16 protein-coding genes are annotated in these 18,890 nt (G+C 72.7%); 5 read left to right on the top strand and 11 right to left on the bottom strand.

The genetic code is table 11. The annotated features are described in order from the left end of the window. Window positions 1–154: 154 nt before the first annotated feature. Both ACYUD3_RS05010 and ACYUD3_RS05015 read left to right on the top strand, forming a co-directional pair. Window positions 155–334, top strand: a complete 180-nt coding sequence (locus ACYUD3_RS05010; RefSeq protein WP_470964224.1) for a hypothetical protein — start codon at window positions 155–157, stop codon at window positions 332–334. 65 nt (window positions 335–399) lie between these two features. Further along, window positions 400–930: a DUF4232 domain-containing protein gene (locus ACYUD3_RS05015; protein WP_470964227.1), complete on the top strand. Its 531-nt coding sequence runs from the start codon at window positions 400–402 to the stop codon at window positions 928–930. Between the two features lie 56 nt (window positions 931–986). Here ACYUD3_RS05015 and ACYUD3_RS05020 read toward each other — a convergent pair whose 3' ends face one another. Continuing rightward, the gene (locus ACYUD3_RS05020; RefSeq protein ID WP_470964230.1) at window positions 987–2,162 is read right to left on the bottom strand and encodes a DUF2786 domain-containing protein; all 1,176 of its coding nucleotides are present in this window, start codon (window positions 2,160–2,162) and stop codon (window positions 987–989) included. 47 nt (window positions 2,163–2,209) lie between these two features. On the opposite strand from ACYUD3_RS05020, the gene ACYUD3_RS05025 reads away from it, so the two are divergent. After that, window positions 2,210–2,950, top strand: coding sequence for a Clp protease N-terminal domain-containing protein (locus tag ACYUD3_RS05025; RefSeq protein ID WP_470964233.1), 741 nt, complete (start codon window positions 2,210–2,212; stop codon window positions 2,948–2,950). A gap of 221 nt (window positions 2,951–3,171) precedes the next feature. Further along, window positions 3,172–4,830, top strand: coding sequence for a bifunctional 3'-5' exonuclease/DNA polymerase (locus ACYUD3_RS05030; RefSeq protein ID WP_470964236.1), 1,659 nt, complete (start codon window positions 3,172–3,174; stop codon window positions 4,828–4,830). Window positions 4,831–4,841: 11 nt separating this feature from the next. On the opposite strand, the gene ACYUD3_RS05035 is transcribed toward ACYUD3_RS05030, so the two are convergent. Genes ACYUD3_RS05035 through ACYUD3_RS05045 form a run of 3 tightly spaced genes read right to left on the bottom strand, consistent with a single transcriptional unit; the run spans window position 4,842 to window position 7,715 of the window. Continuing rightward, entirely contained in the window at window positions 4,842–5,732 is an 891-nt protein-coding gene (locus ACYUD3_RS05035) for a glycosyltransferase family 2 protein (RefSeq protein WP_470964239.1), read from the bottom strand. A gap of 49 nt (window positions 5,733–5,781) precedes the next feature. After that, on the bottom strand, window positions 5,782–6,465 hold the full coding sequence (locus ACYUD3_RS05040; protein ID WP_470964242.1) for a response regulator: 684 nt from the start codon (window positions 6,463–6,465) through the stop codon (window positions 5,782–5,784). Beyond that, entirely contained in the window at window positions 6,462–7,715 is a 1,254-nt protein-coding gene (locus tag ACYUD3_RS05045) for a sensor histidine kinase (protein ID WP_470964245.1), read from the bottom strand. Before ACYUD3_RS05045 ends, ACYUD3_RS05040 begins: the two co-directional genes overlap by 4 nt. Before the next feature lie 251 nt (window positions 7,716–7,966). Here ACYUD3_RS05045 and ACYUD3_RS05050 point away from each other — a divergent pair, with 251 nt between their 5' ends. Next, window positions 7,967–9,160 (top strand): DUF418 domain-containing protein, encoded by a 1,194-nt coding sequence (locus ACYUD3_RS05050; protein ID WP_470964248.1) that lies wholly within the window; start codon window positions 7,967–7,969, stop codon window positions 9,158–9,160. A gap of 62 nt (window positions 9,161–9,222) precedes the next feature. Here the strand turns inward: ACYUD3_RS05050 and ACYUD3_RS05055 are convergent, their stop codons facing one another. From ACYUD3_RS05055 to ACYUD3_RS05085, 7 genes are all read right to left on the bottom strand, one after another. Further along, complete coding sequence (locus ACYUD3_RS05055) at window positions 9,223–11,616, bottom strand: penicillin acylase family protein (RefSeq protein ID WP_470964251.1); 2,394 nt, start codon at window positions 11,614–11,616, stop codon at window positions 9,223–9,225. A gap of 47 nt (window positions 11,617–11,663) precedes the next feature. After that, a complete protein-coding gene (locus tag ACYUD3_RS05060) occupies window positions 11,664–13,421 on the bottom strand; it encodes an ABC transporter ATP-binding protein (protein ID WP_470964254.1) in 1,758 nt (585 codons plus the stop codon). Window positions 13,422–13,449: 28 nt separating this feature from the next. Continuing rightward, the gene (locus ACYUD3_RS05065) at window positions 13,450–15,156 is read right to left on the bottom strand and encodes a thiamine pyrophosphate-binding protein (protein ID WP_470964257.1); all 1,707 of its coding nucleotides are present in this window, start codon (window positions 15,154–15,156) and stop codon (window positions 13,450–13,452) included. Further along, on the bottom strand, window positions 15,153–16,073 hold the full coding sequence (locus ACYUD3_RS05070; RefSeq protein ID WP_470964260.1) for a hypothetical protein: 921 nt from the start codon (window positions 16,071–16,073) through the stop codon (window positions 15,153–15,155). The genes ACYUD3_RS05065 and ACYUD3_RS05070 overlap by 4 nt, the downstream gene beginning before the upstream one ends. 86 nt (window positions 16,074–16,159) lie before the next feature. Then, the gene (fabI, locus tag ACYUD3_RS05075; protein ID WP_470964262.1) at window positions 16,160–16,936 is read right to left on the bottom strand and encodes an enoyl-ACP reductase FabI; all 777 of its coding nucleotides are present in this window, start codon (window positions 16,934–16,936) and stop codon (window positions 16,160–16,162) included. Next, entirely contained in the window at window positions 16,929–17,654 is a 726-nt protein-coding gene (locus tag ACYUD3_RS05080) for an SDR family oxidoreductase (RefSeq protein WP_470964265.1), read from the bottom strand. The genes fabI and ACYUD3_RS05080 overlap by 8 nt, the downstream gene beginning before the upstream one ends. Beyond that, a complete protein-coding gene (locus tag ACYUD3_RS05085; protein WP_470964268.1) occupies window positions 17,648–18,877 on the bottom strand; it encodes a beta-ketoacyl-[acyl-carrier-protein] synthase family protein in 1,230 nt (409 codons plus the stop codon). Before ACYUD3_RS05085 ends, ACYUD3_RS05080 begins: the two co-directional genes overlap by 7 nt. Window positions 18,878–18,890: the final 13 nt, after the last annotated feature.

The raw sequence follows: 18,890 nt of genomic DNA on the forward strand, positions 1-18,890 counted from the left end.
CCCTTCTCCCTCCTCCAACAGCCCTTCCCTCGACGGGAGTTGGCTCGGGAGCGGCGGTGGCCAGGCCGTTGTGCTCATGGTTGAAGGGGGGAAGGCCTCCCTTTATGCCACCGGGGGGACCCTCTGTAAGGGGACCGCTGGGGAGGAGGCGGGGATGCTGATGGTTCATCTCAGTTGTCCTGCGGGGAAGGGCGAGCGGACCACCGGGATGGTCGACTCCGTCAGCTCGTCCTCGCTGGTGGTGACGTGGAGCGGGAGCGTGGGGAAGGAGACGTACACCAAGGCCGACGGGGGCGCGCTTCCTTCGGGGGTGCCTACGGGGGTGCTCGGGTAGGGGATGATCCCTGCGGGCGCTGTCCACGCTCCGAGCCCTCTCACGCTTCCCTAGGGATCAAGTCCATGCGCGTCGTTCCTCCGCTCCGCCTCGGTGTCGCCGTTCTCTCCGCCGGTCTGCTGCTCTCCGCCTGTTCCTCAGGCAGCGGCGACGACGGCAAGAACGCCGGCTCCGCCTCCTCCCCGGCCTCCGCCGCCTCCGGTTCCGGCTGTGCGGCCGGCAAGCTGGACGTCCAGGCGGGGGCCGTCAACGCCGCTCCGGGGGTCGGGGACAGCGGGAACGTGACGTTCACCGTCACCAACACCGGTGCGCAGTGCACCTTGTCCGGGTTCCCGGAGGTCAAGCTGAAGGGCGGCTCGGAGTCGGTCGTCGTGCCGAAGGACCCGGCGGCCGAGGCGCAGGCGCTGACGCTGGCGGCACAGGGGACCGCTTCGTTCACGGTGACCTATACGCGCGGGGACGGGGACAAGGCGGTCGCGGCCACGAAGGTGGCGGTCGGGGCGAAGGAGCTGGACTGGTCCTACGGGAGTGTGGTGCTGAAGGACTCCAGCACGCCCGACGCGACGGTCAGCGGGTATCAGCAGGCCGGGGACTGATCTCCTCTCGGGGTTCGCCCGGGGGTCGGCTCGCCCGGGGTTCCGGTTCGGCGGTTTCATGCTTCCGGGAGGCGGGGGCGGGCCTTGGTGCTCGCCCTGTCGGCCGCCTCGGTTCCGTCGGTCCAGCCCGCCTCGTCGGTGATGCCTCTCAGACGGGTGGTGACCGTGTCGGGGAACATACGGTCGGTGGTCGTGGTGACCGCGAGGTCGCGGGTGGCGAGGACCGGGAGCAGGTTCTCGGGGTGGTCCGTCTCCGCGCGCTGGGCCTCGGCCGCTTTGCTGAGGCGGGTGCCGACGCGGTGGGCGTAGGCCGCCAGGAAGGACTGGCGGAAGGTCTTCGTGCGGCCCCGGCCCGCTCTGCGCTGGGCCCTCTCCGCCTGGGTCATGGCGGTCTCCGCCTGCACGAGGAGTGAGGCGTAAAGCAGTTCCACCGCCTCCAGGTCCGGCGCGAAGCCGATGACCGTGGTGAAGCAGAAGGCCTCGTGCCAGATCGCCTTGCAGTGGTTGGCGTCGGCGATCGCGTGCAGGAGGGTCGCCTTGGCCTGCTCGTAGGGGGGTTCGACGCCGATGCGCAGGGCCGTCGGGGCGTCCGGGGCGGGGGCGCCGGCGTGCAGCAGGGCCTCGTCGATGCTGTGCCGGGCCGAGAGTTCCTGGGCCTTCGCCGTCAAGGCTTCCGCTTCTTCCGGGTAGGTCGTCGCCTCCGCTTTGGCGAGGAGGGCGCGGATGCGGGTGAGGGCGCGGTTCGGGGTGGTCCGGGCGGTGCCGGCCTGCGGCTGGAGGTCCGTCAGGGGGTCCAGGGTGGGCAGGCGCAGGAGGAAGCGGTAGAGCTCCAGGAGCGTGGTCGCCCGGGTGAAGCGGTCCGTCCTGGGCGGGGGGCCGGCGGGGAGCCGGTCGAGCTGAGCCGTCCAGCGCGGGGTGCGGGGGCGGTCCGCGCGGGAGTGCTCGGCGCGGATCAGGGCCGTGAGGTGGCGCAGGTGGGGGTCGTCGAGATCGCGGCGGGCCAGGCGTACGACGTCTGCGGGCTGCCAGCCGCGCGACCAGGCGGACGTCACGAACTCCTCGCCCCTGCCGGTGAGTTCCGCGTCGGCGGCGGGGTCGGCGGCGAGGAGGGACGCGGCGGTGTCGAGGCTCGCGTCGGTCGTGTCGTAGAGGGCGGTCTTGAAGGCCTGGTCGACGGTCGTATTGCTCTGGCTCACATCGTGATCGTGCCACGGGGCACTGACAACGCGCATGTCAACCTTGGGTTGACAGTGGATAACTGTCAACCTACGGTTGCCTCATGTCTGAAGCCGAGAACCAGAACGTCACTTCGTCCATCCGTCTCGACGATCTGATCGACGCCATCAAGAAGGTCCACCCCGAACCGCTCCAGCAGCTCCAGGACGCGGTCCTCGCCGGGGAGCACCTCGGGGACGTCGCCGACCATCTGATCGGGCACTTCGTCGACCAGGCCCGCCGGTCCGGGGCCTCCTGGACCGACATCGGGCGCAGCATGGGGGTCACCCGGCAGGCCGCGCAGAAGCGGTTCGTGCCGAAGGAGTCGGTCGACCTCGACTCCAGCCAGGGGTTCAGCCGGTTCACCCCGCGCGCGCGGAACGTCGTGGAGGCCGCGCACCGCGAGGGCAAGGCCGTCGGGGCGAAGGAGGGCGTCCCCGCGCACCTCGTCCTCGGGCTGCTCGCCGAGCCCGAGGGGATCGCGGCCAAGGCGCTGGCCGCGCAAGGGGTGAGCGCCGGGGCCGTACGGGAGGCCGCCGCCGCCGCCCTCCCGCCGGCCGCCCCGGACGCGCCGAACCTGATCCCCTACGGGCCCGACGCCAAGAAGGTCCTCGAACTCACCTTCCGGGAGGCGCTGCGGCTGGGGCACAACTACATCGGGACCGAGCACATCCTGCTGGCGCTGCTGGAGCACGAGAACGGGGAGGGGGTGCTCAGTGGGCTGGGGGTGTCGAAGGGGGCTGTCGAGGCCTATGTGGGTGAGGTGTTGGCGGTGCTGACGGCCGGGGCGGGGGACGAGGGCTGAGCACTGCGGGGAGGGGGCGGCCGGGGTTTCCTGGCCGGCGGCGGACGGCTCGGGCCACGGGGGTTCGGGCCGTCCGGCGTTGTGTGGTTCGCGGTGCGTGGTCGGCATTGCGTGACCGGCATTGCGTGACTGGCATTGCATGGCCGGTGTGATTTGCGTTTTTAGTTGCCGTTGGTGGGGTTTTCGGGGCGTTGTCAGTGGGGGGTGCCAGACTCGGACACATGAGCGAACGGTGGGTTCTCGGAGTGCGGGAGGGGGGTGGGGTGGAGGCTGCCGCCGTGGGGGGCGGGGAGGTCGTCCGGGGGAAGCTGCTCGACGTCGTACGGGGGCGGGCCGATGTGGGGCGGTGGGTGTGGGGGAGCACGGCCGAGGTGTATCCGGCGCTGGCCGGCGGCGGGGTGCGGGTGGAGCGGTGTTACGACCTTGAGGTGGGCGAGGGGATTCTGCTCGCGTACGAGGGGCGGCTGGGCGAGCCCCGGTCGCCGCTCGCCGCGCTGGCCCGGCTGCGCGGGGCCGCTCCTCCCGCCGACCGGCCTCCGCGCGCGGGCCGGCCCGGGGATCAGGGGGCTCTTTTCGAGGCGGACGGGGGCGGCGGCGGGGTCTCCCTCTCCGAGCTCACCGATGTCTATCAGGAGCAGCAGCGGCGGATCTCGCTCGTCGAGCATCCCGCGCGGATGCAGTTGCTGATCACCGCCGAGTCCGCCGGATGTCTCGTCGCCACCGAGATGAACGCGGCCGGGCTGCCCTGGAGCAGTGAGGTGCACCGGTCCGTGCTGCATGAATTGCTCGGGGAGCGGTACGCGGGCGGGGGTGAACCGAAGCGGCTGGCGGAATTGGCCGACGAGGTCTCCGAGGCTTTCGGACGGCGGGTGCGGCCGGAACTGCCCGCCGATGTCATAAAGGCGTTCAACCAGGCCGGAATCCGGATCCGGTCGACCCGTAAATGGGAGATCGAGGGGATCGAGCATCCCGCCGTCCGCCCTCTTCTCGAATACAAACGGCTTTACCGGATCTGGGTCGCCCATGGGTGGAGCTGGCTACAGGACTGGGTGCGCGACGGGCGGTTCCGTCCTGAGTTCCTGGTCGGGGGGACCGTCACGGGGCGGTGGGTCACCAATGGCGGGGGCGGATTGCAGATCCCGAAGGTGATCCGGCGGGCCGTCGTCGCCGATCCCGGGTGGCGGCTGGTCGTGGCGGACGCGGATCAGATGGAGCCCCGGGTGCTGGCCGCGATCTCCCGCGATCCGGGGTTCATGGAGGTCGCCGGGCGGAAGGACGACCTGTACCAGTCGGTGTCGGACCGGGCGTTCTCCGGGGACCGGGGGCAGGCCAAGCTGGCGGTGCTCGGGGCGATCTACGGGCAGACCTCGGGGGACGGCCTGAAGAATCTCGCCGCGCTGCGCAGGCGGTTCCCGCTGGCCGTGGAGTACGTCGACGAGGCGGCGCGGGCCGGGGAGGAGGGGCGGCTGGTGCGGACCTGGCTCGGCCGGACCTCGCCGCCCGCCGCCGGGGCCGAGGAGAGTTTCGGGGACGGCGCCGGGTTCCTGGAGGAGGAGTCCGGGTGGGTGCCGGGGTACGCGTCCACGAATTCACGGGCGCGGGGCCGGTTCGCGCGCAATTTCGTCGTACAGGGAAGTGCCGCGGACTGGGCTCTGCTGATGCTGGCGGCTTTGCGGCGGTCGTGTTCCGGGATGGCGGCGGAGCTGGTGTTCTTTCAGCACGACGAGGTGATCGTGCATTGCCCGGAAGGGGAGGCGGAGACGGTTGTGGAGGCTATTCGGGAGGCTTCTGAACTGGCCGCGCGGCTGACGTTCGGGGATACGCCGGTGAGAATTCCGTTCACTTCCGCGGTGGTGGAGTGTTATGGGGACGCGAAGTGATTTCGGGCTGCTCAGATGACCGGCGGCCGGCCCAGCCGGGTCAGTTTCCACACCGTCCGCCAGCTCATCGGGCGGCGCGGGCCCGCCGGCTGCCGTACGCCCTCCATGAACCCGGCGAACCATGCCTTCAGGCCGGCCAGCGAGCGGGTGCGCAGGAGGGTGACCGCCATCCAGATGCCCAGGTGGACCGGGATCAGCGGGAGGGGGAGGTTGCGGCGGACCAGCCAGACTCGGTTGCGGGCGGTGACCCGGTAGTAGATCGCGTGCCGGGCCGGGGACGTCTTCGGGTGCTGGAGCAGCAGCTCGGGCGCGTACAGGATCTTCCAGCCCGCGTCCGCCGCCCGCCAGGCGAGGTCGGTCTCCTCGTGGGCGAAGAAGAACTCCGCCGGCCAGTCCCCCGTCCGCTCCAGCATGCGCATGCTCAGCGCGTGGCCGCCGCCGAGGAAGCCGGTGACGTAACCGCCCTCCAGGGGGTCGGTGTTGCCGGGGCGCGGGACGTGCCGGCGCTGGGTCTCGCCGTGTTCGTCGGCGATGCGGAAGCCGACGATGCCGAGGCCGGGGTCGGCGGCGTACAGGTCGCGGACGCCGCGCAGGGTCGCCGGGTCGGGGAGGAGGCCGTCGTCGTCCAGGTCCACGACGACATCGACGTCGCCGTACTCCCGCAGCGCGGCCAGCGCCACGTTCCGGCCGCCCGGGCAGCCGAGGTTCTCCTCCTGTTCGAGGAGGGTGATCTCGCCGGGGAGGGAGAGGCGGGCGGTGATGTCCGGGAGGCGGCAGCCGTTGCCGACGATCACGATGCGGGCCGGGGGGACGTCCTGTTTCGCCACCGACTCCAGCAGGGCGTCCAGCTCCGCCGGACGGTTGCCCATCGTCACCACGGCGACGGCGATCCTCGGCTCCACGGCGGCTCTCTTCCCGGTGACGGCGGCTGTCGTTCACCAAGATGTTGCCTTAGGGGCTGGAGTTGTCCGGGCGGCGGGGGACTTTGCTTGGTTTTTGCGCTGATTGTTCTTGCACCAGCAGGGCGGCCTGGACGCGGGAGCGCAGGCCCAGCTTGGCGAGGATGTGGGAGACGTGGGTCTTGACCGTCGTCTCGCTGATGAAGAGGCGGCTCGCGATCTGCTGGTTCGACAGGCCCTCCCCCAGACAGTCGAAGACGTCCCGTTCCCGGTCGGTCAGCTGGTCGAGGCCTTCCGGTTCCGTCTCGGCGGGCGCGGCCAGGCCCGCGAACCGGGAGATCACCCGGCGGGTCACCTGCGGGGCCAGTACGCCCTCGCCGCGCGCGACCAGTCGTACCGCCTCCACCAGCTGAGCGGCCTCGACCGATTTGACCAGGAAGCCGGCCGCTCCCGCGCGCAGGGCGGCGTACACGTACTCGTCCAGGTCGAAGGTCGTGAGGATCAGGACCTGGGTGACGTCCTGCTGGACCAGCGTGCGGGTCGCCTCGATGCCGCCGCCCGGCATACGGATGTCCATCAGGACGACGTCGGGCTTGAGCTGCCGGGCCATCTGGACCGCCGTGGCGCCATCGGCCGCCTCGCCGACGACCTCGATGTCGGATGCGCGGCCCAGGACCAGGGCCAGGCCGAACCGTACGGCGGCGTGGTCGTCGGCGACCAGCACCCTGATGGTCATGCTTCACTCCGATCCGCTGTGTGCGGTCCGCGCCGGCCGTCCGGGCCGGCCCACTCCCCCGCCGCCGGTCCGGGAGGTGTCCCCCGGGAGGACGCGGTGCTTCCTCCGCCCAGCGGCAGCACCGCGTGGACTCGCCAGCGCCCGCCGTCCGGGCGGGCCGTGATGGTGCCGCCGAGCGTGACGGCCCGCTCCCGCATGTTGAGCAGTCCCGTGCCGCCACCGGGCAGCCCCGCGCCCCTGGCGTCCGGTGCCAGTTCGTTCACCACCTCCACGTGCAGCGCGCCCCCCTTCAGCCGTACGCCGACCTCGGCGCTCGCCCCGGACGCGTGCTTGACCGCGTTGGTCAGGGCCTCCTGGACGATGCGGTAGGCGGCGAGGTCGACGGCGGCCGGCAGGTCGTCCCTGCCGGTGCTGTCGGCGAGGGTGACGGCGAGGCCGGCCGTGCGCGCCGAGTCGATCAGCCGGTCCAGTTCGGCGAGGCGGGCCGGGGCCGTGTACGGGATACGGCGGGCGTCGGGGTGCTGGCCGCGCAGCAGCTCGATCATGGCGCGCATCTCGCCGAGCGCGTCGACGCTGTTGCGGCGGATCGTGCGCATGACGGCGTCGACGGCCTCCCGGTCGTCGTGCAGGACGTCCACCGCGTCCGACTGGAGGGCGATCGCCGAGAGATGGCCCGCGATCACGTCGTGCAGATCCCGCGCCATCCTGGAGCGCTCCTCCGTGACAGCCGTGCGGCGGTCCAGTTCGGCGATCCTGGACTGCTGTTCACGCCGGGTGCGTTCGGCTTCGGCGGTCTCGCGCTCCTGCCGCACGGTCATCGCCCACCAGACGGGGACGAAGAGGATCGTCAGCATCAGCAGGACGAGGAGGACGACGGACTGCCAGTCCTGGGTGACGTAGGAGAGGACCGAGGTGATGACGACGACCAGGGCGATGACCGCGCGGACGAGGAAACGGCTGGCGCGGCGGGAGCCGTAGAGGGTGGCGCTGTAGAGGAGTTCGGAGAGCACCAGCAGCATCGAGATGCTGAAGCCCATCAGGACTTCGACGGCACCGAAGAGGAGGCCGCCGCCGAGGGCCGCGAGGGGCGCCTGCCGGCGGACGAGGACGGCGCAGCAGGCGCCGAGGAGGGGGACCAGCCGCCAGGGCAGCTGGGCGGACCAGGGGGCGAGGGTGTTGAGGTCGCGGAAGAAGGGGTACCAGCCGGAGCTGTACAGCGCGAGACCGACGCCGAAGAGGCCCGCGGCCATCAACACGTCTTTGCGGTGCGGCCGTAACCCGCTGTCCCTCAGTTCCCCAAGCCCTGGCACATGGTCATGCAACCACAACGTGAACGGGTCTCCGCGGGCGCGGAATCAATCTCCTCCGAAAGTCGGAGGTTGAACGGATGCGCCTCCTCCGCCTGGGGAGAGTGCCCCCGCGCGCTTCCCCTAAGGGATGACCCCTGTCCCCCTCCAACCGACGAAGACGCAGGTGGGGGCGGGCGGCGAGGCTGTGAGGCATGACTTCACCGACCACCGCCGAGGCCGGGCGGGCGCCCGCCTCCCCGACGCGGCGCATCGAGGTCCTCGACATCCTGAGGGGTGTGGCGATCATCGGCACGCTCGGCACCAACATCTGGCTCTTCACCCATCCCCTGGGCCCGCCCAGCATGTTCTTCCGGTTACCGGAGGCGGACAGCGTGGGCGGGGCCGTCGAGGTCGCGCTGCGCTGGCTGTCGAACGGCAAGTTCCTGTCGCTGCTGACGATCCTGTTCGGCGTCGGGCTGGAGTTGCAGTACCAGTCGGCCAAGCGCAAGGGGAAGCCCTGGCCCGGCTGGTACCTGTGGCGGACGGCGCTGCTGTTCGTCGAGGGGGCGGTGCACTTCGTCCTCGTCTTCGAGTTCGACGCGCTGATCGGGTACGCGTTCACCTCGCTGATCGTCGTCTGGCTGGTGGGGCGCCGTGAGCGGGTCGTCCGGGCGTGGATGTACGCCATGGGCGGGTTCCATCTGCTGTTGGTGGGGGCGCTGACGGCGGCGCTGATCGCGACCGGCACCGGGTCGTCGGACACCGCGCTGGGGCATCCGGACGTGTATGCGACGGGAGGGTACGGCGAGCAGGTCCTGCTGCGGCTGAACCGTTTCCTGCTGTACCGGATCGAGGCGTTCTTCGTGATCCCGATGGGGGTCGTGCTGTTCCTGCTGGGGTCGCGGCTGCTGCGGGCCGGGGCGTTCGAGAACAGCGAGCGGGGCGCGCGGATCCGGGGCCGGCTGATGCTGATCGGGCTCGGCTTCGGCGCCCCGCTGAACCTGTTCACCGCCTTCGCGGGGCCGAACTGGTTCGTCGTGGACCGGTACTTGATGCCGCCGCTGGTCGCGCTGGGGCTGCTGGGTCTGGTCACCACGCTGGCCCATCGCCTCACCGGTGCCCCCGGCCTCGCCCGGCGCGGGGTCACCAATGTCGGCCGCACGGCCCTGTCCTGCTACGTCTTCCAGAATCTCGCCGCCTCCGCCCTCTGCTACGGCTGGGGCCTCGGCCTCGCCGAGCGGCTCGACTGGGCCCGGCCCTGGTGGCCCGTCCTCGCCTGGGGCGGCATCGTCGCGTCGTTCCTGGTGCTGTCGACGCTGTGGCTGCGGATGTTCGGCAGGGGGCCGATGGAGCTGGTGTGGAACTGGGCCTATACGGCGCCGCAGCGGCTCGGGGGCAAGGGCTGAGCACGGCCGGAGGGGACTTCCGGTGCCGGAAGTCCCCTCGTGTCACTGCGGCCGGCCGGGCCTCAGGCCGATGTCAGCCGGACCGTCCGCAGCACCGGCGACGCCTTGATGTCCGCCTCGCAGAAACGGGGCTCGGCGAGCCGGGACCGGGCGTACAGCTCCGTCTGGTCGGCGTGATGGGGCGAGGTCGGGTCGGCGGACTGGGAGGCCGGGAGCAGGCTCGCCACGTCCGGGCAGTCGCCGTCCGTGAAGGAGACGATCTGGATGAAGCTCGGCCCGTAGACGACCTCGCCGTATCCCTTCGCCGGGTCCCATGTGTGCGTCTGGACGTTGATCAGGCCCAGCGCGGCCGGCCCACCGTGGGACACCAGCTTGCGGCCGGCGCGTACGACGTACTGGTGATCGCCGAGGGGCGCGTCGGGAGCGATGCCGAGGCGGTTCAGCTCGGTGATCGCGTCGCCGAGGGCGAGGGGGACCGAGGGCGCCGAAGTGTCCAGGTCTCTCGGGGTGTTGACCGGATCGGACGGGGTGAACGCGGTTTTCCAGGGGGCCGGGGCCCGTTCGGTGAGACGGGTCCAGAAGCGGGTGAAGAGGAGGGCGCCCCGGCTGGCCGTCGTGTAGCGCAGGTCCCAGGCCGACAGGGCGCGGCAGGCGGGGCCGGCGTCGACCGTGCCACCGCCGGTCACCGGGGCCGCGGCCGCCGGGAGCGCGGCGCACATCCGGGCGACGTCGGCCGCCGCCAGTTCGGCGACCTTGCTGCGGTCGGCGAAGAGGAGCCGCTGCATCGCCGTGCGGTCGAAGCCCTTGGGCAGTTGCTCCTCCAGTGCAGTCAGGGTCATGCGGGTGCGCATCGTGCGTTCGGTGCCCACGCTGCCGGCGATGCGGGGATGGCTCGTCAGCGGCCGGCGGGGGTTGGTGAGCCAGGCGCTGTCGTTGGAGTTGGCGACGTAGTCCGTGCGGGACAGCGTGGGCAGCCTGCCCGGGCCGAGCAGGCCGGGGACGACGGCGTCGGCGCTGGTGCCCCAGGCGCAGCCGGATCTGGCGCCGTCGAGGACGGCGAGGCCGGTGGACGCGTAGATGGACGTGCCCAGCGCGGTGTTGCAGCGGGCGGCCAGCTCGTCGGTGATGTCCGGGACGGTGTGGACTCCGGAGAAGAGGGTGTCGCCCGCCTTGTCGGCGGCGACCGTGTTGATCCACGGCATGCCCTGGGTCCGTTCCAGGGCGTCCTTGACGTCCTTCGTGCTCTGGGCCCGGCCCAGGTCGAACCAGGTGTTCAGGCCGCGCAGATTGCCTTCGTTGCCGTCCCGCAGGGCGTACGCCTTCTGTGTCGTCCAGGCGGTGGGCAGGCCGAAGGCGCCGGTGACGACGGGGCCGTAGCGGGTGGACCAGAGGGTGCGTTCGACGGGGGTGGTCTTCCCGTCGGCCCCGCGCACCTGGACCTGGACCGTGCGCCGGGTCATCCGCTCCTGGACGCCGTCGACGAGGTAGGCCGTGGGGTCGCCGGGGACCAGGGCCAGCTCGTACAGGCTGAGGGGTACGGCGGCGGAGACGGTGTGGGACCAGGCGACGTTCTGGGTGTGGCCCGAGCGGATGAGGGGGACGCCGAGCGGGGCTGCGCCGGAGACGTTCATCTTGCCGGGGACGGTCAGCTGCGCCTCCCACAGGCGCAGGGCGCCGGTCCAGGGGAAGTGCGGGTTGTTGAGCAGGAGACCGCGGCCGTTGGCGGTCGCCGCACGGCCGACGGCGAAGGCGTTGCTGCCGTAGCCCTCCTGGCCGGCGTGGAGTCCCGCGGCGACGGCGCCGGCGTCCCAGGGCTGCGGGGCCGGTGCCTTCGCGGCCGGCGCCGGTGGCCGGGCGCCGACGATCGCGTCGATCGCCCGGCCTCCTCCCCCGGAGACACCGAGGGCGTGGAACTGGCGGTAGACGTCGATCTCGGTGATGGGCCGCAGCCAGGCGGCGCCCCGGCAGGCGGGGTCGGTGATCCCGCCCGGTCCAGTGTCCGCGAGGTAGCGGTTGTAGCCGGCGACATAGCCGCGCACGAGGTCGCGGACCTCGGTACGCGGGCCGTCCGGGGCCGGCCTGGCCAGTGTCCTTTCGATCACCTGGGAGTCGTTGACCTGCTGGTAGAAGAGGTCTCCGGCCAGGTTGGAGCCGGCGGGCGCGTACGCCGTGGCCGGGCCGTCGGCGCCGTGGTGGCGCGAGCGCTGGGCGGAGACCGTGACGTAGGTGTCCGCGAGCAGGCAGATGTTGTCCTTCGCGGAGGCGTGCCCGAAGCCGTAGCCGAGGCCCGCGTAGTCGTCGGCCAGGATGTGCGGAACACCGTGCTCGGTGTAGCGGATCGTCGCCGACAGGGTGTCCGCGCGGGTGGCGCTCAGGGCCGGCGGGGCCGCGGTGGTCAGCAGCGCCCCCGCGGCTGCCAGCGCTGCGGCGATCTTCGCGCGCAACGTCGTTCTCATGTGCGTTTCCTCGTTTCCCCGTTGAGGTCGTGCTGTTCAGGTGTGGGTCAGACGGGCTCCTCGACCAGTCCCTGGCGGGCGGCGAGCGAGCGGTAGAGCGGGCTGTCGCGCAGGAGGGTGCGGTGGGTTCCGACGGCGGCGACCGTGCCGCCGTCGACGACGACGATCTGGTCGGCGGTGACGAGCGCCGCGAGGCGGTGGGCGACCATGACCGTGGTGTGCCCGGTGCCGCGCCGCCCGGTCAGCAGGCGTTGCAGCCGCCATTCGGTCTCGGCGTCGAGACTGGACGTCGGCTCGTCGAGCAGCAGCAGTTCGTGGTCGTGCAGCAGCGCCCGCGCCCAGGCGAGGCGCTGGCGCTGGCCGCCGGAGAGCAGGACGCCGCCGTCGCCGAGGTCGCGGTCCAGCGCGCCCGGGTGGTCGAGGAGCGCGCCCAGTTCGACGTCCTTCAGCGCGCGGCGCAGTTGGTCGTCCGTGGCGTCGGGGGCGCCCAGTCTGAGGTTCTCGCGCAGGGTGCCGGCGAACACGGGGGCGTCCTGCTCGACCATCGACAGGCGGGAGCGGACCGCTTCGTGGGTGAGGGAGCGGATGTCGTGCCCCGCGACGCGGATCGTGCCGTCGTCGTGGTCGTAGAAGCGGGCCAGGAGCGCGAGGAGGGTCGACTTGCCGCCGCCTGAGGGGCCGACGATCGCCGTGTAGGAGCCCCGGGGGACGGTGAAGGTGACGTCGTGCAGGACCGGGGGGCCGCCGGGGTAGTGGAAGCCGACGGCGCGAAACTCCACGAGGTGGTCGCCCGCGGGCGGCGTGGGCCGGACCGGACCGGCGCCGTCTCCTTCGACGGGCAGGCGCAGCACCTCGGCGGTGCGGTCGACGGCGGCCAGCCCGATCTGGACGGTCGTGATCGCGCGGGACGCCTGGCTGAGCGGCAGCACGATGCTGAAGAGGTAGAGCAGGAACGCCACCAGGTCGCCCAGGTCCATCGCCCCGGAGGAGACGCGGTAGCCGCCGACGAGCAGGACGGCGAAGATCGCGGTCTGGACGCCGGTGGTCACCGCCGGCTGCACCAGCGCCTCCCGCCGCGCGAGCCCGAGCCCCGCCCGGTAGGCGTCCCGCGCCCGCCGCATCACCCGCTCGCCCTCGCGCTCGGTCGCGTCGAACACCCGGATCGTGCGGATGCCGTGCAGCGCCCGTTCGGTGTCGGCGGTCATCCGGCCGACGTGTTCCTGCGCGCTGCGGCTGATGCTCCGCAACGACGCCATGAGCACCGCCATCGCCAGCGCCGCGATCGTCACCGAGACGAGCGTGATCGCCAGCAGCAGTGGATCGATGAACGCGAGGACGACGATCGAGCCGAGTCCTAGCAAGGCCGCGGAGACGAGGTCGAAGAGGCCGTTGCTGACGACCGTCCGCAGCAGGGCGGTGTCGGTGCTGACCCGGGAGACGAGATCCCCGACCCGCCGCCGGTCGTACTCGGCGACGGGCAGCCGCAGCAGCCGGCGCAGCAGGGCCCTGCGGGTGTCGAGGACCACGCCCTCGGCCAGCCTCTTCAGCAGATACACCTGTACGCCGGTGAGGACGGCCTCGGCGAGGGTCGCGCCGACGAGGATCAGTACCGGTACGAGCAGGGGCCGTTGCTGTTCGGCGCCCGAGACGATCCCGCGCACGATGAGGGGCTGGGCCAGCGGCACGACCGGCGCCGCCAGGCAGGCGAGGCCGCCGAACACGACCAGCTTGCGCCGCCCGGCCCCGGGCGACCAGGCCAGCCGCAGCAGCATCCTGAGCGCGGAGGGGGCGCCGGAGCGGGTCATCGGGCGGCTCCGGGGCCGGCCACAGAGGTCACCGCTGCTCCCCGGGCGCCGCCTCGCCCAGCTCCGCCGCGATCTCCTTCTCCCCCGCCGCGCCGGTCACCGGCGGCCAGTCGTCGGTGTCGCACCGGACCCTGACCACCGCGACCCGGCCCGCGCCGGCCGCCAGCAGCGCGGCGGTCAAGGTCGGCGCCACGTCCGTCGGCCTGGCCGGCGTCCAGGTGATGACGCCGGGTCCGGGGAACGGGTGGGCGGGCGCATCTGCGGCCGTGAAGTGGCGGGGCCGGCCGCCGCGGTCGTCCAGCATGCGCTGGAGCCAGCCGTAGCCGCCGTTGTCGAGGACCACGTAGACCACGCCGATGCGTTCGCGCACCAGCGTGGGGAGTTCGGGCCGCAGCAGGTCGAAGGCGCCGTCGCCGACGATCGCCACGACGGCCGCGTCCGGGGCCGCCAGCTTCGCGCCGGCCGCCGCCGCGGCGCCGTACCCGAGCGTCGTCTGCTCGGACGGGACGATCGAGCGAGCGCCTTCCGGGAGGGTCAGGACCGGGTGGAGGTAGGACCAGATGTCCATCAGGCCGTTCTCATGGACGACCACGCTGTCCGGCGGAAGGACCCGGGAGAGCTCCCGTACGACCTCCTTCACCCGGACCCGGTCCGCCGGGAGTTCGGGGTGGGCGGGGCGCTGCGCCCAGGCGGACAGCCGCCGGCGGGCCCGTGTGACCGCCGCCGCCCAGTCCTCGTCCCGCGTCCGTTCCTTCTCCTCCTCCAGTGCCCTCAGTTCCTCCGCCCAGGCCTGTGCGCTCGCCCCGGCGTCCGCCAGGACCAGGGGGCCCGGGCGGTCGTAGGAGAACTCCGCCGCGTCGATGTTGAGCTGGCAGACCGGGGTGTCCGGAGGCAGGCCCTCGGTGGCCGTCTCCTCCAGACGGGAGCCCAGCGCGATCAGCAGATCGGCGGACGCGAGCAGTTCCCTCACCGGGGGCAGGGCGTAGAGGCCCGCGAGACCGCAGTACAGGGGGTGGGACTCGGTGACCGCGCCGCGGCCGCTCGCCGTCGTCAGCAGGGCCGCGCCCAGGGACTCCGCGAGGCGCTGCGCCGCTCCGGGGGCGCGCAGGCCGCCGCCGGCGAGGACCACCGGGCGCCGGGCGGCGGCGACCTCGGCGGGCAGCGGCGCGACGGTCACGCCCCGGACCGGAGCGGCGGCGGTCAGCAGGCTTTCGCGCGCGGTGATCCGTTCGTCCAGGAGACCGTCGGAGATCTCCAGGAAGACCGGTCCCGTCGGGGCCTGCCCGGCCAGGGTGTAGGCCTTGGCCAGCTCGGGCAGGAGCCGCCCCGGGTGGGTGACGCGGGCCGTCCGTTTGGTCACCGGGGCGGTGAGGGCCTGCTGCGGCGCGTCCTGGAAGGCGCGGGCCCCGTCGGCGGCGGGGTCGGTGCCGCCCGCCAGGACCAGCACCGGGCTGCCGCCGCTGAACGCCTCCAGCAGTCCGCCCACGGCATGCGCCACCGCGGGCCCCTTGCCGACGAGGCACACGCCGACCCGCCCGGAGACGGCCGCGTACCCGGACGTCATGTGGACGGCCGCGCGCTGGTCGCGGCACCACACGAGGCGCAGCCCGGCCCGCTCCAGCGCGGCGAGGGCCAGCACGTCGTCACCGGGAAGCCCGAAGACGGTGTCGACCCCGCGCGCCGCGAGCCAGTGGGCGACGAGGTCCCAGGCGCCGTCGAAGATCCGCTCGCTCATTTCCTCGTGTCTCCTGCGGTGTCGAAGAGTCGCCAGTACGGCGCGAACGGGGCGTGTGCGCCGGTGAGGAGAGCTCGGCGGAGGCTGCCCAGAAGGGTGCGGCGGGGTCTCAGGGCGGTCAGGGCGAGTCTGCGGGCGGCGGTGTCCGTGGGCGGGCGGCCCAGGGCGACGTGCATCGCGCGCAGGGCTTCGGGCGGGGCGTGGGTGAGGGCCCCCGCCGTGGCCAGGAGCAGTTCGCCGCCCAGGCCGTCCAGCCGGCGCCGTGCCTCGGGCTCGCCCCAGCGGCGCACCGCCAGGTTGTGGGTGTTGAAGGAGCCGTCGGCGGCGTCCTTCGCCACGCTCTTCAGATCGTCCTCGATGTCGACGAACGACATCAGCGGGCCGATCGCGTCGGTGAACCGGCGGGCGCCGGGACTGCGGACCAGGAGCGCGGCGACCGTCAGGAACGCGCGCAGATCGCTGGAGCGCAGCCGGACCGCCTCCGCCAGTTCGTCCGCGCCGAAGGTGTCCGCGGCCGCGAGCAGTCGCGTCTCCAGCCCGAAGTACCGTTCCAGGCCGGTCAGATGGCCGTCGACGGTGTCGTCCAGGAGGTCCAGCTCGCCGAGTACCGAGCGCAGCTGCTGCGCCCACCAGGTGCCGGGGTCGTCCGCTCCGGACGCCTGGTGCGCCTCGTACGCCCAGTCCGCCTCGTAGACCACCGCCCACAGATGGGTGAACAGGGGGGACACGAGGGCCCGATCGGCGTCGGTGTAGCCGAGCGCGCGGAAGACGGGGGCGAGGGTGCCGTACACCTTGGCGCCCTTGACGTGGGCGGCGAGGGAGGTACGGGGGATCTGCCAGGCGGGGCCCTCGGGGCGGGTGCCCTTGAGGAGGTGGGCGACGGCCGGGGACCTGGCGGGGTCGAGGAGGGCCGCCATGTCAGCACCCCGCCAGGACGGCGTGGGCCTCGGCGGCCGTGGCGGCTGGATCGGACATGACGCTCCTTGTCGGCGGGGTACGGGGCTCACGGCCCGGCGATGTGGTAGCCGCCGTCCGCCCACACCACCGAACCCGTGGTGACCGGCAGCCAGTCGGAGAGGACGGCGCAGCAGGTGCGGGCCACCGCCGCGATGTCGCGGTCGTCCCAGCCCAGGGGGGCGTGCCGCGCCCAGTGGGTGGAGTCGAAGCCGGGGATGGAGGTGGCGGCGACCGTGCGCAGCGGGCCGGCGGCGACCAGGTTGACCCTGATCCGGCGGGGGCCGAGCTGGACGGCCAGGTAGCGGGACACCGACTCCAGCGCCGCTTTGGACACGCCCATCCAGTTGTAGCCCTCCCAGGCGCGCTGCCCGTCGAAGTCGAGGCCGACGACCGACGCTCCCGGGGCGAGGAGGCCGCGGCAGGCGTGGGTGAGCGCGGCCAGGGAGTACGCGGAGACCTGGAGCGAGCGGGCGACGTCCGGCCAGGGCGCGGCGGCGAAGTCCTCGTCGAAGCAGGCCGGTGAACCGTGGGCCACGCAGTGGACGACGCCGTCGAGGCCGTCGGTGTGCTCGTGGACCGCCTGCGGGAGGCGGGCGAGCTGTTCGGGGTCGGTGAGGTCCAGCTCGATCACCGGGACCGGCTGCGGCAGGCGGGCGCAGACCCGCCGCACCAGGGAGGGGCGGCCGTAGGCGGTGGCGATGACCTGTGCTCCGGCGCGCCGGGCCTGTTCGGCGACGTGGTAGGCGATGGAGTCGGGGGTGAGGATGCCCGTGACCAGGAGCCGCTTGCCTGCCAGCAGGCCGTGCGAAGTCGTCTCAGACACCCATGCTCACCCCGCCGTCGACCGGGATGACGGCGCCGGTGATGTACCGCGCCTCGTCGCTCGCCAGGTAGGTGATCAGGGAGGCCACTTCCCCGACCGTGCCGACGCGGCGCAGCGGCACGGTGGCGACGAACTCCTCGCGGAGCCGGGCGGGAAGGTCGCGGCCCATGTCGGTGTCGATGAGGCCGGGCAGGACGACGTTCACCGTGGCCTGCCGGCCGGCGAGTTCGCGGGCGAGGGAACGGGCGAGGCCGATCAGCCCCGACTTGCCGGCCGCGTAGTTGCCCTGGCCGACGCCGCCCGTCAGAGCCGCCGTGCTGGAGCAGAAGACGACCCGGCCACGCCCGGAGCGCATCAGCGGGCGGATACCGAAGCGCACGGAGTGGAAAGCGCCCATGAGGTTGGTCCGCACGACCTCCGCGAAGTCCTCGACGGGCATCCGGGCGAGCAGATTGTCGCGGACGACACCGGCGTTGACCACCAGCACGTCCAGGCCGCCGAGGCCGGTCACCGCCTCGGCCATGGCCCGCTCCACGGCCTCGGGGTCACCGACGTCGCACGCGAACGAACGGGCCCCGCCGGCCGGGGCCCCGGAGGTGCTGAGCGAGACGACCGAGTCGCCCAGCGCCGTGAACCGGTCGACGACCTCCCGCCCGATGCCCCGGGTGCCGCCGGTGACGATCACCTTCCGGGGACCGGGCCCCGCTTCCGTCAGCATGCCTTCACCACCAGCACCGCGTTGTGCCCGCCGAACCCGAAGGAGTTGGACATCACCGTCCGCAGTCGGTGTTCCTGCGCGGTGTGCGCGACGTAGTTCATCTCGGGGAACTCGGGATCGTCGCAGTTGATCGTGGGCGGGACGACTCCGGTCCGCAGCGCCTGGACGCAGGCGACGAGTTCGACGGCGCCGGCGGCCCCGATCATGTGCCCGGTGGTCGACTTGGTGGAGCTGACCGGGATGCGCCGCGCCCGCTCCCCGAACTCGGCCTGGAGCGCGAGGGTTTCCGTACGGTCGTTCAGCTCGGTGCTCGTTCCGTGGGCGTTGACGTGATCGATGTCGTCCGCCGTGACCTGCGCCGCCGCCATGGCCCGCTGGATGGCGAACCGGGCGCCGAGGCCCTCGGGGTGCGGGGCGGTCACGTGGTGGGCGTCGCTGGCGGCGCCGTACCCGGCGATCTCCGCGAGCGGGGTGATGCCCCGGCGGCGGACGCTGCTCGCCGATTCGAGGACGACCGCGCCAGCGCCGGAGGAGAGCACGAAGCCGTCGCGGGCCTTGTCGAAGGGGCGGCTCGCCGCCGTCGGATCGTCGTTGAACTTGGCGGTCAGCGCCCTCGTGGCGGCCGTCAGCGCGAGGTCCTTGCCGCTCATCGAGTCCTCCGCGCCGACCGCGACGACGATGTCCGCCTCGCCGCGTCCGATCATGCGGTGGGCCTCGCCGATCACGACCGTGCCGGAGGCGCAGGCCGCCGACACCGCGAACGACTCGCCCATGGCGCCCAGTTCCATCGACAGATAGGCGGTGACGATGTCGACGGCCCCGTACGCCGAGAGGTACGGCCGGATCGCGCGGGCGCCCTTGGCGTCGTAGACGCGGACCGCCTCGGCGTCCAGCTGGGTGGTGCCGTAGCCCGAGCCGACGAGTACGGAGATCCGCTCCGGCGGGCAGGTCCCGGGTTTCACCCCGGCCTGTTCCAGGGCCTGGTGGGCGGCGGCCACCGCGTAGGCGGCGTACGGGTCCATGCGGCGCACCTCGGGACGCGGCAGCCAGTCGGCGGCGTCGAAGCCGCGGATCTCGCCGGCGATGCGCACGGCGCAGTCGCCGGGGTCGAAGGCGGTGATGGCGGTGATGCCGCTGCGGCCCGCCACCATTGCGTCCCAGGTATCGGACACCGTGTTACCGAGGGGCGTCACGGCCCCCAGGCCGGTCACATAGGAACCCATTGCCACTCCCTTG

The sequence above is a fragment of the Streptomyces sp. AMJ-169 genome (genome assembly GCF_055597585.1).